Raw genomic sequence first — 15,112 nt, forward strand, 5'->3', positions numbered from 1 at the left:
TGGCGTCCGTCGGATAAGGGCTCAGGCCTGTTTTTGCTTGGAAAGTTCGCGGTACATCTGGTCCCGGCCGCTGAGGTAGGGTTTCGGCCAGCTCACCGCCCGGCTTTGCAGCTTGGCCGCCTCGTGCAGCGTCCAGGCCGGGTCGGCCAGGTGCGGACGTGCAATTGCGCACAGGTCGGCGCGCCCGGCGGCAATGATGCTGTTGACGTGGTCCACTTCCGAAATCGCGCCGACGGCAATCGTCTGGATGCCGACCTCGTTGCGGATGCGGTCGGCAAACGGTGTCTGGTACATGCGGCCATACACCGGCTTGGCGGCGCGGGTGGTCTGGCCCGAGGAGACGTCGATGAAGTCGCAGCCGGCGGCCTTGAACAGGCGTGCAATCGCCACCGCATCGTCGGCGGTGTTGCCGCCCGGCGCCCAGTCGTGCGCCGAGATGCGCACGCTCATGGGGCGGTCCGCGGGCCAGACCGCACGCATGGCCGCAAAAACTTCCAGCGGGTAGCGGCAGCGGTTTTCCAGACTGCCGCCGTACTCGTCGGTACGCAGATTGGTCAGCGGTGTGATGAAGCTCGACAGCAGGTAGCCGTGCGCGCAATGCAGCTCCAGCCAGTCGAAACCGGCCTGCGCCGCATAACGGGTGGACTGCACAAACTGCGCCTTGATGCGGTCCATGTCGTCCCGCGTCATGGCGGCCGGCACGGCGTTGGTTGGTCCGTAAGAGACCGCGCTGGCCGCCAGCAGTGGCCAGTTACCCGCGGGCAGCGGCTCGTCGGGCGCTTCCCAACCCAGCTGCGTCGAACCTTTGGGGCCGCTGTGGCCCAACTGCATGCCCATGGCCACGCCTTCGCCCGAGCGGTGCGCGAAATCGACAATGCGTTTCCAGGCCAGCATCTGTTCTTCGTTCCACAGGCCCGGGCAGCCCGGTGTGATGCGGCCTTCGGGGCAGGGGGCGGTCATTTCGGCAAACACCATGGCCGCGCCGCCGAGTGCGCGCGCGCCCAGGTGCACCAGATGAAAGTCCTGGGGCAGGCCATCGACGGCGCTGTAGGTCGCCATCGGTGAAACCACGATGCGGTTCTTCAGCGTCAGTCCCCTGACCTTCAGCGGCAGCAGCATGGGCGGTGGCGCTGGCTTGTCACCGCTTCTGGCCAGCCACTGCTCGTAGCCCTGCAGCCAGGAGGCGTCGCGCACGCGCAGGTTCTCGTGGCTGATGCGCTGCGAACGCGTTAGCAGCGAGTAAAAGAACTGTTCGGCGTCCAGGCCGCTGTAGCGGTCCACATTTTCAAACCACTCGGTCGAGTTGCGCGCCGCATTCTGGATCTTCAGGACTTCGACCGAGCGAACGGCCTCATACGCCTGCAGCGCGTCGTCCGCGGCCGGGTGTTGTGCAAAGCAGCGGCTCAGCTCGATCGCGTCTTCGAGCGCCAGTTTGGTGCCGCTGCCTATCGAAAAGTGCGCGGTGTGTGCGGCGTCACCCATCAACACGATGGGCACCGGTTTGCCGTTGATGGTTTCGTGGTGCACCCAGCGTTCGCAGACCACGCGCGGGAAGCGGATCCAGATCGCCGAGCCGCGCACGTGCGTGGCGTTGTTCATCAGGGCGTTGCCGTCCAGGTACTTGGCGAACAGCTGTTCGCAGAAGGCGATGCCTTCTTCCTGGCTCATGGCGTCCAGGCCGTGGGCCTTCCAGACCGCCTCGGGCGTCTCGACAATGAAGGTGGAGGTGTTGTCGTCGAACTTGTAGGCGTGGGCCGCGAACCAGCCGTGTTCGGTCTGCTCGAAGGCAAAGGTGAAGGCGTCAAAGGTCTTGTGGGTGCCCAGCCAGACGAAACGGCAGGCGCGCAGGTCGATGTCGGGCTTGAAGGTGTCGGCGTAGCGGTTGCGGATGCGGCTGTTCAGGCCGTCGCTGGCGATCACCAGGTCGGCCTGGTACTTTTCGGTGATGGCCTGGTCGTCCTGCACGTCGGTTTCAAACACCAGCTCGACGCCCAGTTCGATACAGCGGTCCTGCAGGATGTTGAGCAGGCGCTTGCGGCCGATGCCGCAAAAGCCGTGGCCGCCCGAGCGCACCGAGCGGCCCTTGAAAAACACCTCGATGTCGTCCCAGTGGTTGAAGGCGTCGCCAATCAGCTGCGCGCTGACGGGGTCGGCCACCTGCAGGTTGCCCAGTGTCTGGTCCGACAGCACCACGCCCCAGCCGAAGGTGTCAAACGGGCGGTTGCGTTCCACCACCGTGATCTGGTTGGCCGGGTTCTGCAGCTTCATCAGCACCGCAAAGTACAAACCGGCGGGCCCGCCGCCCAGGCAAAGGATGCGCATGGAAAGACCGTTCAAGTTGATTGATCGAGTCTTAATTGTTTAGGTTTAAACTATTTTCGTCAAGCGGTTTTCAGACCGGGCGCCTCATGGTTAACGCTGCCCCCGATGGGGTGCGAGTTGCCGCGACCGCCGCAGGCGAGGCCGCTCTTTTTCAAGCAGGGGCCGTGGAACCGGTTTTGCCGGGCCGCAGGCGCAGGCCTTGCCGGCCGCCGGGATGCGAGACGCATCCCATCTGCGTGCCGTCCAAGCCTGCACCTGCAGGCTCGGAGCCGCGGCAAGCAGCCCCCTCGGGGGGCAGCGAAGTACACGCAGTGACGAGCGTGGGGGCTCTATTTCTAGGGGGACTGAAAGTCACCCGCCCGATACGTCAGCACCAGCGTGTCACGGTAGCCGTCCCGCGCTGCATCGTCGAGCGGCAGGATGGGCGTGGTTTCATGGATCACCCGGGCGTCGTCCAGCAGCAGCGTGGTCAGCGGCTCCTGCATGAGAAAACGCAAACCGTGCGGGCCGTTGGCGTCGAACACCCGGCTCTCGCCGCCCTTGACGCCGCGGCGCGCCACCAGCATCACCACCACGAAGTCCACACCGTCGCGGTGCGCGCCTTCCGGCGTCGGGCGGCCCACCCCGCCGGCCGTGTCGATGCGGAACTGGTGCGCCTCGATGTACCAGCGTGCCACCGGTCGGACCTGGGCAAACAGCTGGCCCAGCGTGCCCAGCAGTGCCGTCCAGGCCGGTGCGGTGGCGACGGCCGGCTCGACCGGTTCGAACCAGCGCTCAAAGCCGCCGTGCAGGGCGTTGTAGTCGGTGGGCTGCCAGTGGGCGCGGTGCGGCGTTTGCTGCAGCTGACCGCCGGGCAGTTCCTGGACAAAGCAGCTGTGCCGGCGGCGGCGGTAGTGGCCGCCATCCTTCAGGTGCGCATCGGGTGGCAGGTTGTTCCAGGAGGCGGCCAGGGCTGACCATTGCCCAGCCCACTCGGGCGGCAGGCACAGGGTGGCGGGCAGCTCGGCGGGCGACAGCAGGCTCAAGCCGTCCTGGCTCAGTCCCTGGGCGGCAGGCTTTTGAACGGTGGGGATATTGAACATAAGCGCCTATTCTGCGTTACCGGCCCCGCGCATGATCGGGCAAGCTGCCTACAGCCGCGCGCCGAAGGCGCGTTCATAATTGACTTCATTCATGCAAAAAAGGAGCTGCCATGCTGTACAAGTTCAAGTCCAAAGCTTCCGGCGACCTGATCATGCTGGAGGCCAATGGCCGACGCGTGCTGGAGATCATCGGCAAGGAGGCTGGCCCCAAAGGCATCATCTTGCCCGAGCAGATGCCGGCAGCCATCGCGGCGCTGGAAGCCGCGATTGTCCTGGAGGAAACCCACGACGAGGAAGCGCCGGCTCCGGTGCCCGGCGAAGGCCTGGGGCTGCGCCAGCGCGCCTTGCCCTTCATCGAGATGCTGCAGCGCAACCACAAGGCCGGCCACGAGGTGGTCTGGGGCGTCTAGTAGAGCCCCCACGGTCGTTCACTGCGTGTAGCTCCCTGCCCCCCGAGGGGGCCGCTGCGCCTGCGGGCCGGCAAAGCCGGACCCGCGGCCCCTGCTTGAATGGTAGCCCTCAAGCCCGTTAATCGACCTTCGCGCCCGAGGCCTTGACGACCAGGGCCCACTTGGTGATTTCGGCGTCGATCAGCTTGGCGAATTCCTGCGGAGTGTTGCCGCTCGGAATGGCGCCCTGGGCCAGCATTTTCTCCTTGATGGCCGGTGTGGCCAGGGCCTTGGCCACTTCCTGCTGGATGCGGCTGACCACGTCGGGCGGCGTGCCGGCCGGTGCCAGCAGGCCGAACCAGCTGCTGGCCTCAAACCCCTTGAGCTTGCCGGCTTCCTCCACCGTGGGCAACTCGGGCATGGCCGTCGAGCGCTGGGCACTGGTGACCGCAAAGGCCTTGAGCTTGCCACCCTTGATCTGCGGCATGGCCGACGGCAGGTTGTCGAACATGACGTCCACGTTGCCGCCTATCAGGTCCAGCAGGGCTGGGCCGGAGCCGCGGTAGGGGATGTGCGTCATGAAAATTCCGGTCTGCGACTTGAACAGTTCGCCGGCCAGGTGAATCGAGGTGCCGTTGCCGCTGGACGCCATGCTGAACTGGCCGGGATGGGCCTTGGCATACTTGACAAAATCAGCCACGTTGTTGATGCCCAGTTTGGCGGCCTTTTCGGCATTCATGACCATCACGTTGGGCACACCGGCCACCAGCGTGATCGGCGCAAAGTCCTTCTGCGGGTCATAAGGCATCTTGCTGTACAGCGACTTGTTGATGCCGTGGGTGCCCACTGTGCCCATCAGCAGGGTGTAGCCATCCCCGGGGGATTTGGCCACGAGGTCGGCGCCGACATTGCCGCCGGCACCGGCCCGGTTGTCCACGATGAAGGGCTGGCCGAAAGCCTTCGTCAGCTCGGGCGCCACGGCGCGGGCCAGGATGTCGGTGGTGCCGCCCGGCGCAAACGGTACGACGATGCGCACCGGCTTGGTCGGCCAGGTGGTTTGCGCTGCTGCCGGAATTGCTATTAAAAAAGTAGCTGCCAGCGCAATGCTGGAAAGGGCCAGACGGCGATTTTTCTTGAAGGTGGGCATGGTGCGGGGTTCCTGTTGGAGTTGGTCAGAGCGGTGAATCCATCTTGGCGCTGCGGGGCGGGCGCTTCAATCGGGGCAATCCCGGCCCGCAACAAAAAAGCCGCCAGGCTTGCACCCGGCGGCTTTTTCTTCAGGCGGTGCTGCGCAAATCAGTCGGCGAACTTGCCGGCCGCTTCAATCACCGGCTTGAGTTTGGCGATTTCCGAGGCCACAAAGGCCTTGTGCGCCGCGGGTTCCACGCGTTTGTCAGTCACGACGATCGCGCCCAGGCCTTCCTGCTTCTTGATGAAGTCGGGGTCTTTCAGCGCGAGCTTGAGCGCCGTGTTCAGCTGGGCCTGGATGGCCGCTGGCGTGCCCTTGGGTGCGTACAGGCCGTGCCAGATGGTCAGGTTGAACCCCTTCAGGCCCATGTCCTGCAGGGACGGGTAGTCCTTGAGCAGCTTGTGCGAGGACAGGGGCTTGGCCGTGGTCACGGCAAAAGCCTTGACGCGACCGGCCTCGATCTGGCCGGTGGTGTTGGTGGTCTGGTCGCACATCAGGTCGACCTGGCCGCCGACCAGCGCATTCATCGCCGGGCCGGTGCCGCCGAACGGAATGGTGGTCATGGCTTCCTTGGCGTTGATCGCTGCTTGCCACATCAGGCCGCACAGGTGCGAGGCTGAACCCAGGCCGGCGTGGGCAATGTTGAGCTTGCCGGCATTGGCCTTGATGTAGTTCTCGAAGTCACGGTAGGTGTTGGCTGGCAGCTGGGGCTTGCCGATCAGCGTCATCGGCACTTCATTGATCATGCCCAGGTACTCGAAGTCTTCCAGCGGCTTGTATTGCAGTTTGCGGTACAGCGCGGGGGCGGAAGCCATGCCGATGTGGTGCAGCAGCAGGGTGTAGCCGTCCGGGTTGGCCTTGGCGACCTTGGTGGCGGCAATCGTGCCGCCGGCGCCGTTGACGTTTTCCACGACAAAGTTGGCGCCGGGCATGTTTTTGCGCATGGCCTCGGCCAGGTCGCGTGCAACGCGGTCGGTCGGGCCGCCCGCTGCAAAAGGAACCACGATGGCAACCGGTTTCGAGCCGGGGTAGGTCTGGGCGTTGGCGAACAGCGCCGTCGCGGCAGCGGCGAGGACTAGCAGGCGTTTCATCACGTATCTCCGTTGATTTGAATGGCCCCAGTGTAGGCGGCACAGGCACCACCGCCATCGCGGGAACTACGTAAGGGCAAGTCCTCAGGCCCCTCGAGGCAGCGGAACCGGCCCCGTCGGACCGCAGGCGCAGCGCCCGCGGGGGCATCCTTCGACAGGCTCAGGACGAACGGATAGGACGCGAGCGAGTGCGGTGGCTCTCAAATCAAGCCGGGGCCGCGGAACCGGCTTTGCCGGGCCGCAGGCGCAGGCCTTGCAGGCCGCCGGGATGCGAGACGCATCCCATCTGCGTGCCGTCCAAGCCTGCACCTGCAGGCTCGGAGCCGCCGCACGCAGCCCCCTCGGGGGGCAGCGTAGTACGCGCAGCGACAAGCGTGGGGGCTATTTATAGCTTCGGGCGTCCTCGATGACCTTGCCGTCGTTGGGCAGGCTGCCCGGCGCCATCAGTTCGACATCACCACGCAGCTTGGTCACATCGCGGATCGCTTCGCTGATCCGGTTTTCCAGTCCCTGCGGCATGGAGGCGGCTTCCACCTTGAGCGTCATGCTGTCGCTGGCCATCTCGCCGGTGACGACCAGGCGCGCCTTCAGTACCTCGGGAAAACGCCGGGTGATGTCGGCCACCTGGCCGGGGTGTACAAACATGCCCCGGATTTTTGTGGTCTGGTCGGCCCGGCCCATCCAGCCCTTGATCCGGGTGTTGGTTCGCCCGGTCGGACAGGTGCCGGGCAATATCGCCGACAGGTCGCCCGTGCCAAAGCGGATCAGCGGGTAGTCCGGGTTCAGGGTGGTGACCACCAGTTCACCCACCTCGCCCTCCGGCACCGGGTCGCCGGTGCCGGGGCGGACAATTTCCACAATCACGCCTTCGTCCAGCACCAGGCCTTCGCGCGCGGAGGTTTCGTAGGCGATCAGCCCCAGGTCGGCGGTGGCGTAGCTCTGGTAAACCGCCAGGCCGTGCCCGGCAAACCAGTCGCGCAGGCTGGGCGGAAGCGCCTCGCCGCCCGTCAGGCCCTTGCGCAGGCTGGAAATATCGCTGCCGGTCTCCAGCGCTTTTTCGACCAGGATGCGCAGGAAACTGGGCGTTCCCATGTAGGCCTCGGGCCGGAGTTCGGCGATCGCCTGGAGCTGCTGCTCCGTCTGTCCCACCCCGGCCGGAAAAACGCTGCAGCCGATGGCGTGCGCACCCGACTCCATGATGAAGGCCCCCGGCGTCATGTGGTAGCTGAACGCATTGTGGGCCAGGTCGCCAGCGCGAAAACCCGCGGCGAACAGGGCGCGGGCGGCGCGCCAGTAGTCGCGGGCGGTGCCTTCGGGCTCGTAAATCGGGCCGGGGGATGAAAAAATGTGCGGCATCTTCGGGCCGCGCAGCAGCGTGGAAAAGCCGCCAAACACATCGGTGGCGCGACTCGCCTGCTGGCGTGCCTGCAGTTCATGCTTGCGTGTGACCGGCAGCCGTGCCAGCGCCTGGCGCGAGGTGACGGCTGCGGGGTCCAGCCCCGCCAGAATGGCGCCAAAGGCCGGCGCCGCCTTTTGCGCGTGCGCCACCTGCGCCGGCAGCGCCGCCATCAGCTGGGTCTCGCGGACGGCCGGGTCCCGTGTTTCCAGCGCGTCGAAAAATTCGTTCATGTCGGCCCCTTCACGCCAGCCAGCGCTTGCGGCGCTTGTAGCTCTTGACGTCCTTGAAGCTCTTGCGTTCACCGCCGCCCACGCCCAGGTAAAACTCCTTGACGTCTTCGTTGTTCGCCAGATCGCTGGCCTGGCCGTCCATGACGATGCGGCCGCTTTCCATGATGTAGCCGTAGTCGGCGTACTTCAGCGCCATGTTGGTGTTCTGCTCGGCCAGCAGGAAGGTCACTTTTTCCTTCTGGTTGAGGTCTTTCACGATGTTGAAGACCTCTTCGACGATCTGCGGCGCCAGGCCCATCGAGGGTTCGTCGAGCAGCACCATGGTGGGGCTGGCCATCAGCGCGCGGCCGATGGCGCACATCTGCTGCTCGCCACCCGAGGTGTAGGCCGCCTGCGAGGTGCGCCGTGTTTTCAGGCGCGGGAAGTAGTTGTAGACCTTCTCGAGGTTGGCCGCCACTTCGGCCTTGCTTTTGAGTGTGTAGGCGCCGGTCAGCAGGTTTTCCTCGATCGTCAGGTGGGCAAAGCAATGCCGGCCCTCCATGACCTGCACCACGCCGCGCTGCACCAGGTCAGCCGGCGACAGGTTTTCGATGCGTTCACCGCGCAGCTCGATCGAGCCTTTGGTGACCGCGCCGCGTTCGCCCTGCAGGAGGTTGGAAATGGCCCGCAGGGTCGTGGTCTTGCCGGCGCCATTGCCGCCCAGGATGGCCACGATGCGGCCCTGCGGCACTTGCAGGGACACGCCCTTGAGCACCAGGATGACGTGGTTGTAAATGACCTCAATGCCATTGACGTTCAGGACGATGTTGCTGGCGATGTCAGGTTTTTCCATAAGAATGTTTCTGCTTGTTGCTGTCCAAACGGCAGCGCTGCAACAGGGGCTTGAAGCGCTGGCGTTTGGCGGCTCGCTGGAGCCGCGCCCCTCCCGACGGGCGGGAGGGGGTGTTTAGCTGAAGATCAGGACTGGCAGTCTGCCGGGGTGCGTGCCGTGAGTTTTTTCTCGGCGGCGTACTTGGCAGCGGTGGCCTTGACCAGCGGCTTGATGATCTGCTCATCCGCCTGCAGCCAGTCCGACGTGAACTTCCAGCCTTTGCCGTCCCAGGTGTGGATGCGGGCCCATGATGAACCCATGTGGTCCGTGCACGAGGTGCTGATCGGGCGCATGACGCCGGCGAAACCCAGCCCGTCGAGCTTGGCCTGTGTCAGGTTCAGGTTTTCCAGGCCCCAGCGGACCTGCTCACCTGTCATGACCTTGCCTTTGCCGAATCGGTCCTGGGCGGAGCGAATGCCTTCGAGGCCCAGCATGGCGCTCATGGCGCCGCGCATGTAAAGCACCTGGCCGACTTCGTCCTTGGGACCCGTGCCCTGGCCCTTGGCATGCACCATGGACAGGATGTCTTTGACGACCTTGGAGTTGGGTTCGGCGCCGTGCTGCATGGTCACCGCGTTGTAGCCCTTGGCGCCGTCGGCCACGTCTTTCACGTCAGGCTCCGCGCCTGCCCACCACACGCCATACATCTTCTCGCGCGGGTAGCCGGTGGCCTGGGCTTCCTTGATGGCGGTGGAGTTCATCACGCCCCAGCCCCACAGTGCCACGTAGTCGGGGCGAGCCTGGCGGATCTGCAGCCAGGTGGCTTTTTGCTCCACGCCCGGTGCGGTGACCGGCAGCAGCTGCAAATTGAAGCCGTGCATGGCCGCGCGTTCCTGCATCAGGGGAATGGGTTCCTTGCCGTAAGGGCTGTCGTGGTAGACCAGCGCGATGCGCTTGCCCTTGAGCTTGTCGAAGCCGCCTTCCTTCTTGGCAATGGCCTGCAGAATCGCGTCAGCGGCCACCCAGTAAGTGCCGGCGATGGGGAAATTCCACTTGAACACCGTGCCGTCCGCGCTTTCGCTGCGGCCGTAGCCGATGGTGACCACGGGGATCTTGTCGATCGGGGCCTTCTCGGTCAACGCAAAGGTGGCGCCGGTGGACAGCGGCTGCACCAGAGCGGCACCCTTGCTCTTGAGCCGTTCATAACATTCCACGCTGCGCGCGGTGTCGTAGCCGGTCTCGCATTCCTCGAAGGAAATTTTCACGCCGTTGATGCCGCCGCGCGCATTGGTCAGCTTGAGGTAGTCCACATAGCCGTTGGCCCAGGGCGCGCCATTCGGTCCATAGGGGCCGGTGCGGTAGGACAGCACCGGAATGAACTGCTCCTTGGCCTGAGCGAATGCGCTGGTCGTCACGACGGACGATGCGCCAGTGGCAAGGACTGCCGCTGCCAATATCAAGTTGCGAACTTTCATTGTTGTCTCCTAGAAATTAAAAATACACCCAAAAAACCGACACCCCAGTAAACGACCAAACCGTGCAAAACACATCGGTGCTTCCCAGTAATCCCTAACCCTGATGCTGGCTCAGTGCGGGAACGGCCAGAGCCGCATCTTCTGCTTGCCGACCGACCAGAGTTTGGCCAGGCCGTGCGGCTCCACAATCAGGAACCAGACGATCAGGCCGCCGAAAATCATCAGCTCCGCATGTGACACGCCGGCGGTGGAAATCTCGATGCCGAACAGGCCGGCAAACACCGGCAGGAACTGGTTCAGCGCGATGGGCAGCACCACGATGAAGGCCGCGCCGAAGAAGCTGCCCATGATGGAGCCGAGGCCACCGATGATGACCATGAACAGCAGCCGGAAGGACTGGTCGACGGAGAAGGCCGCCGGCTCCCAGGCGCCGAGGTAGACAAAGGCCCACAGCGCGCCGGCCACGCCGATGATGAAGGAGCTGACGGCGAAGGCGCTGAGCTTGGCGTACATGGGCCGGATGCCGATGACTGCGGCCGCCACATCCATGTCGCGGATGGCCATCCATTCGCGGCCGATGGCGCTGCGCACCAGGTTCTTGGCCAGCAGGGCCATGATGGCCAACACACTCAGGCAGAGCAGGTAGCGGCTCACAGAACTCTCGATGGGAAAGCCGAACACCTGCAGGTTGGACACCGACACGGAGCCCGACGGGGTGTCCAGCGTGAACCACTTGATGCGCAAAAACATCCAGTCGGCAAAAAACTGCGCGGCCAGCGTGGCCACCGCCAGGTACAGGCCCTTGACGCGCAGGCTGGGCAGGCCGAACAGGATGCCGAAGAAGGTCGCGCACAGGCCGCCGAGGATCAGCGCCGGGATCAGGGGCATCCCGGGAATACGCACGAAGAAGTTGTAGGCGCCATAGGCGCCGACCGCCATGAAGGCGCCGGACCCCAGCGAAATCTGGCCGCAGTAGCCGACCAGGATGTTCACGCCGAGCGCAGCCAACGACATGATCACGAAGGGAATCAGGATGGCGCGAAACAGGTAGTCGCTGGCCAGCATGGGGACGGCGACGAAAGCAATCGCCAGCAGCAGCGCGATGGCAATCCGGTCCTGCAAGATGGGGAAGATCTGCTGGTCCGCCCGGTAGCTGGTTTTGAATTGGCCGTTTTCTCTGTAGAACATATTTGGGTATCTCGTTGATCTTTTAGCTGCGACGCGCTTCGCTTAACTTTGCTGCGCAAAGTGAGTCTTCGCTGAAAAATAATCCTTCGCCGTATCCGGCGAAGAACCCGCAAGCGTGTTGATCGCGTATTTCATACGCGATCGATTATTTTTTCACCGAACAGGCCTTGCGGCCGGAACAGCAGGAAGCCGAGGGCCAGCACGTAGGCAAACCAGATCTCGATGCCACCGCCCACAAACGGGCCGAGATAGACCTCGGAGAGTTTTTCTCCGACGCCGATGATCAGGCCGCCAATGATGGCGCCGGGCACCGAGGTCAGGCCGCCCAGGATCACCACGGGCAGGGCGCGCAAGGCCACGGTGGCCAGGGAAAACTGCACGCCGAGCTTGCTGCCCCAGATCATGCCGGCCACCAGCGCCACCACGCCGGCCACGCACCAGACGATGACCCAGATGCGGTTCAGCGGGATGCCGATGGACTGCGCCGCCTGGTGGTCGTCGGCCACGGCACGCAGGGCCCGGCCGGTGGCGGTTTTCTGGAAAAACAGGCTCAGCGCGGCCACCAGCACGGCAGCGATCAGCGCGGCATACAGGTCTTCCTTGTTGATCAGGATGCCGCCCGGGAACACCGAGTCGAGCACGAAGACCGGATCTTTCGGCATGCCGATGTCGATCTTGTAGATGTTGCCGCCAAAAATCGTCTGCCCCAGGCCTTCCATGAAGTAGGCAATGCCCAGGGTGGCCATCAGCAAGGTGGCGCCCTCCTGGTTGACCAGGTGCCGCAGCACCAGGCGTTCGATGAACCAGGCCACGATAAACATGATCACAGCGGCAATCGCGAAAGCGGCGATGTTGGCCAGCAGGAGGCTCTCCATGCCGGTCCATTGCGGAATCCATTGCGAGAAGCGGGCCATCGCCAGCGCGGCGAACAAGACCATGGCCCCTTGTGCGAAATTGAAGACGCCGGAGGCCTTGAAGATCAGCACAAACCCCAGCGCGACCAGTGAATACAACATGCCGGCCATCAGGCCGCCAAGAAGTGTTTCCAAGAAAAAAGCCATCAGAATATGCCCCTTACCCCTGTTGCGGGCTCGCTTCGCGTAGCCGCCTCTCCCCTTCCAGGGGACGCCGCATACGGCCCGGCAAAGCCGGTTCCGTCGCGGCTGCTGGAAAAGAAGGTGCCTGTGTGTTGCTTGTTGTACATAGTTAGTGGCTGGTTCCGAGGTAGGCCTTGATCACGTCCGGGTTGTTGCGGACTTCGTCGGGAGTGCCATCGCCGATCTTCTTGCCGTAGTCGAGCACCACGACGCGGTCCGAGATGTCCATCACCACGCCCATGTCGTGCTCGATCAGGACCACGGTGGTGCCGAACTCGTCGTTGACGTCGAGCACGAAACGGCACATGTCCTGTTTTTCTTCCACATTCATGCCGGCCATGGGTTCGTCGAGCAGCAGCACCTGCGGCTCCATGGCCAGGGCGCGTCCCAGGTCCACGCGTTTTTGCAGGCCGTAGGGCAACTGGCCAACCGGTGTCTTGCGGTAGGCCTGAATTTCCAGGAAGTCGATGATTTTTTCCACCGCTTCCCGGTGCCTGAACTCTTCCCGTTCCGCCGGCCCGATGCGCAGCGCCTGCATCAGCAGGTTGCTCTTGATCTTCAGGTTGCGCCCGGCCATGATGTTGTCGAGCACACTCATGCCCTTGAACAGCGCCAGGTTCTGGAAGGTGCGCGCCACACCCATGACAGCCACCTGGTGGCTGTTCATGTGTTTGAAGGTCTGGCCGCGGAAGGTGATCGAGCCCTGCTGCGGCGTGTAGACACCGTTGATGCAGTTGAGCATGGAGCTTTTGCCGGCGCCGTTGGGGCCGATGATGGCGCGGATCTCGTGCTCCTTCACATTGAAGGAAATGTCCGCCAGCGCTTTCACGCCGCCGAAACTTAGCGAAATGTTGCTGACGTCGAGGATGACGTCGCCTATCTTTTTCATGCTGCAGCCTTCACTGGTGCAAAGGTTTGGGTATCACTGATCTTGAGCGTGGCGCTGACGCTGCCGCTGCGACCGTCTTCAAACTTGACCACGGTTTCAATGAACTGTTCGGTTTTTCCGCTGTACAGCGCATCGACCAGGGGCTGGTACTTGTCGGCGATGAAGCCGCGGCGCACCTTGTTGGTCCGGGTCAGCTCGCCGTCGTCGGCGTCGAGTTCCTTGTGCAGCACCAGGAAGCGGCTGATCTGCGAGCCCGCCAGCAGGGCATCGGCGCTCAGGTCGGCATTGACCTTCTCGACACATTCCTTGATCAGCTGGTAGACCTCGGGCTTTTGCGCCAGATCGGTGTAGCCTGCATAGGGCAGGTTGCGCCGCTCGGCCCAGTTGCCGACCGCGTCGAAATCGATGTTGATCATGACGCAGACCTTGTCGCGGCCGTCGCCATAAGCCACGACTTCCTTGATGTGCGGAAAGAATTTCAGCTTGTTTTCGACATACTTGGGCGCAAACATCGCGCCGTCGTTGGCGCCGCCCTTGATGCGGCCCACGTCTTTCACGCGGTCGATGATCTTGAGGTGGCCGCTGGCGTCGAGAAAGCCCGCATCGCTGGTGTGGTACCAGCCGTCGGCCGTGAGCACCTCCGCCGTCGCGGCCGGGTTTTTGTAATAACCCTTGAGCAGACCGGCGGACTTGACGAGGATTTCGCCGTTGTCGGCCACCTTGATTTCCACACCCTTGATCGGCACGCCCACCGTGTCGGCGCGCGCCTGGTTGTCCGGCTGCAGGCAGACAAACACGGCCGTTTCGGTCGAGCCGTAAAGCTGCTTGAGATTGATGCCTATGGATCGGTAGAAGGTGAACAGGTCGGGACCAATCGCTTCACCGGCCGTGTAGGCGACCCGGACCCGGCTGAAGCCCAGGTTGTTGCGCAGCGGGCCGTAGGCCATGACCTGGCCCAGCGCGTAGAGCAGGCGGTCGCCAACGCCCACCGGCAGGCCATCCATCAGGGCCGGGCCCACGCGTTTGGCCACATCCATGAAGAAGTGAAACATCTTGCGCTTGAGCAGGCCCGCGTCTTCCATGCGGATCATCACGCTGGTCAGCAGGCCTTCAAACACCCGCGGCGGCGCAAAGTAATAAGTCGGGCCGACTTCCTTGAGGTCGATGGTGACGGTGCTCGCGTTTTCGGGGCAGTTCACCACATAACCGCAGCACAGCCACTGGGCATAGCTGAAGATGTTCTGGCCGATCCAGGCCGGTGGCAGGTAGGCCAGCACTTCCTCGTGGCTGGTCAGCTTGTCGAACTCGGCGCCGGCTTCGGCGCGGTCGAGCAGGGTGCTGTGCGTATGCACCACGCCCTTGGGGTTGCCGGTGGTGCCCGAGGTGAAGAACATGGCGGCCACCTCGTCGGGATGCGCCTGCTCGACCTGGCTCCTGAAAAATGCCGGCTGGCTGGCGGCCAGCGCCTGGCCCGATGCGATCAGCGCGTCGAGGGCGACCAAGCCCGGCTCCTTGTAGTTGCGCAGCCCGCGCGGGTCGTCGTAAATGATGTGGGCGAGTTGCGGGCACTGTTCGCGAATGTCCATGAGCTTGTCGACCTGCTCCTGGTCTTCGACCATCGCAAAGCGGACTTCCGCATTGTTGATGGGGAACACACATTCGGCCCCGACGGCGTCCTGGTAAAGAGGCACGGCAATGGCACCCAGCGACTGCGCCGCCAGCATGGTGGCGTACAGCCGCGGGCGGTTCGCGCCCACCACGACCATGTGTTCGCCGCGCTGCAGGCCGGCCTGATGCAGGCCGCAGGCGATGTGTTCGACCAGCGCGGCCATGTCGGCCCAGCTGTGCGCCTGCCAGATGCCATATTCCTTCTCGCGCATGGCCGGCGCCGTGGGGCGCTCTGCGGCGTGTTTCAGCAGCAATCGGGGGAAGGTGGTCTGCATTCGGTAC

The 15,112-nt window shown here is 63.9% G+C and carries 12 protein-coding genes; 1 reads left to right on the forward strand and 11 read right to left on the reverse strand.

Annotated elements, in window-relative coordinates; genetic code table 11:
* Nucleotides 1–21 precede the first annotated feature (21 nt).
* Entirely contained in the window at nucleotides 22–2,322 is a 2,301-nt protein-coding gene (locus AAG813_RS11695) for a bifunctional salicylyl-CoA 5-hydroxylase/oxidoreductase (RefSeq protein WP_341915116.1), read from the reverse strand.
* 335 nt (nucleotides 2,323–2,657) lie between these two features.
* The gene (locus AAG813_RS11700; RefSeq protein WP_341915118.1) at nucleotides 2,658–3,404 is read right to left on the reverse strand and encodes a 2OG-Fe dioxygenase family protein; all 747 of its coding nucleotides are present in this window, start codon (nucleotides 3,402–3,404) and stop codon (nucleotides 2,658–2,660) included.
* A 110-nt stretch (nucleotides 3,405–3,514) separates the two neighbouring features.
* Between AAG813_RS11700 and AAG813_RS11705 the strand changes: the two genes are divergently transcribed.
* A complete protein-coding gene (locus AAG813_RS11705) occupies nucleotides 3,515–3,814 on the forward strand; it encodes a DUF1840 domain-containing protein (RefSeq protein ID WP_096696685.1) in 300 nt (99 codons plus the stop codon).
* 118 nt (nucleotides 3,815–3,932) lie between these two features.
* Here the strand turns inward: AAG813_RS11705 and AAG813_RS11710 are convergent, their stop codons facing one another.
* The 9 genes from AAG813_RS11710 to AAG813_RS11750 form a co-directional block, all read right to left on the reverse strand.
* A complete protein-coding gene (locus AAG813_RS11710) occupies nucleotides 3,933–4,940 on the reverse strand; it encodes a tripartite tricarboxylate transporter substrate binding protein (protein ID WP_341915121.1) in 1,008 nt (335 codons plus the stop codon).
* A gap of 149 nt (nucleotides 4,941–5,089) precedes the next feature.
* The gene (locus tag AAG813_RS11715) at nucleotides 5,090–6,073 is read right to left on the reverse strand and encodes a tripartite tricarboxylate transporter substrate-binding protein (protein WP_341915123.1); all 984 of its coding nucleotides are present in this window, start codon (nucleotides 6,071–6,073) and stop codon (nucleotides 5,090–5,092) included.
* A gap of 381 nt (nucleotides 6,074–6,454) precedes the next feature.
* Nucleotides 6,455–7,702 carry an AMP-binding protein gene (locus tag AAG813_RS11720; RefSeq protein ID WP_341915125.1) on the reverse strand — a complete coding sequence of 416 codons (1,248 nt, stop codon included), beginning with the start codon at nucleotides 7,700–7,702 and terminating at the stop codon, nucleotides 6,455–6,457.
* A 10-nt stretch (nucleotides 7,703–7,712) separates the two neighbouring features.
* A complete protein-coding gene (locus AAG813_RS11725) occupies nucleotides 7,713–8,534 on the reverse strand; it encodes an ABC transporter ATP-binding protein (RefSeq protein ID WP_341915128.1) in 822 nt (273 codons plus the stop codon).
* Nucleotides 8,535–8,659: 125 nt separating this feature from the next.
* Nucleotides 8,660–9,988 (reverse strand): ABC transporter substrate-binding protein, encoded by a 1,329-nt coding sequence (locus AAG813_RS11730; protein WP_341915130.1) that lies wholly within the window; start codon nucleotides 9,986–9,988, stop codon nucleotides 8,660–8,662.
* A gap of 111 nt (nucleotides 9,989–10,099) precedes the next feature.
* Nucleotides 10,100–11,176 (reverse strand): branched-chain amino acid ABC transporter permease, encoded by a 1,077-nt coding sequence (locus AAG813_RS11735; RefSeq protein ID WP_341915132.1) that lies wholly within the window; start codon nucleotides 11,174–11,176, stop codon nucleotides 10,100–10,102.
* A gap of 131 nt (nucleotides 11,177–11,307) precedes the next feature.
* A complete protein-coding gene (locus AAG813_RS11740; RefSeq protein ID WP_341915134.1) occupies nucleotides 11,308–12,237 on the reverse strand; it encodes a branched-chain amino acid ABC transporter permease in 930 nt (309 codons plus the stop codon).
* 145 nt (nucleotides 12,238–12,382) lie between these two features.
* A complete protein-coding gene (locus AAG813_RS11745; protein WP_341915136.1) occupies nucleotides 12,383–13,162 on the reverse strand; it encodes an ABC transporter ATP-binding protein in 780 nt (259 codons plus the stop codon).
* The gene (locus AAG813_RS11750) at nucleotides 13,159–15,105 is read right to left on the reverse strand and encodes an AMP-binding protein (RefSeq protein ID WP_341915138.1); all 1,947 of its coding nucleotides are present in this window, start codon (nucleotides 15,103–15,105) and stop codon (nucleotides 13,159–13,161) included. The genes AAG813_RS11745 and AAG813_RS11750 overlap by 4 nt, the downstream gene beginning before the upstream one ends.
* Nucleotides 15,106–15,112 lie beyond the last annotated feature (7 nt).

Source organism: Polaromonas sp. YR568 (genome assembly GCF_943371715.1).
Taxonomy (GTDB): domain Bacteria; phylum Pseudomonadota; class Gammaproteobacteria; order Burkholderiales; family Burkholderiaceae_C; genus Polaromonas.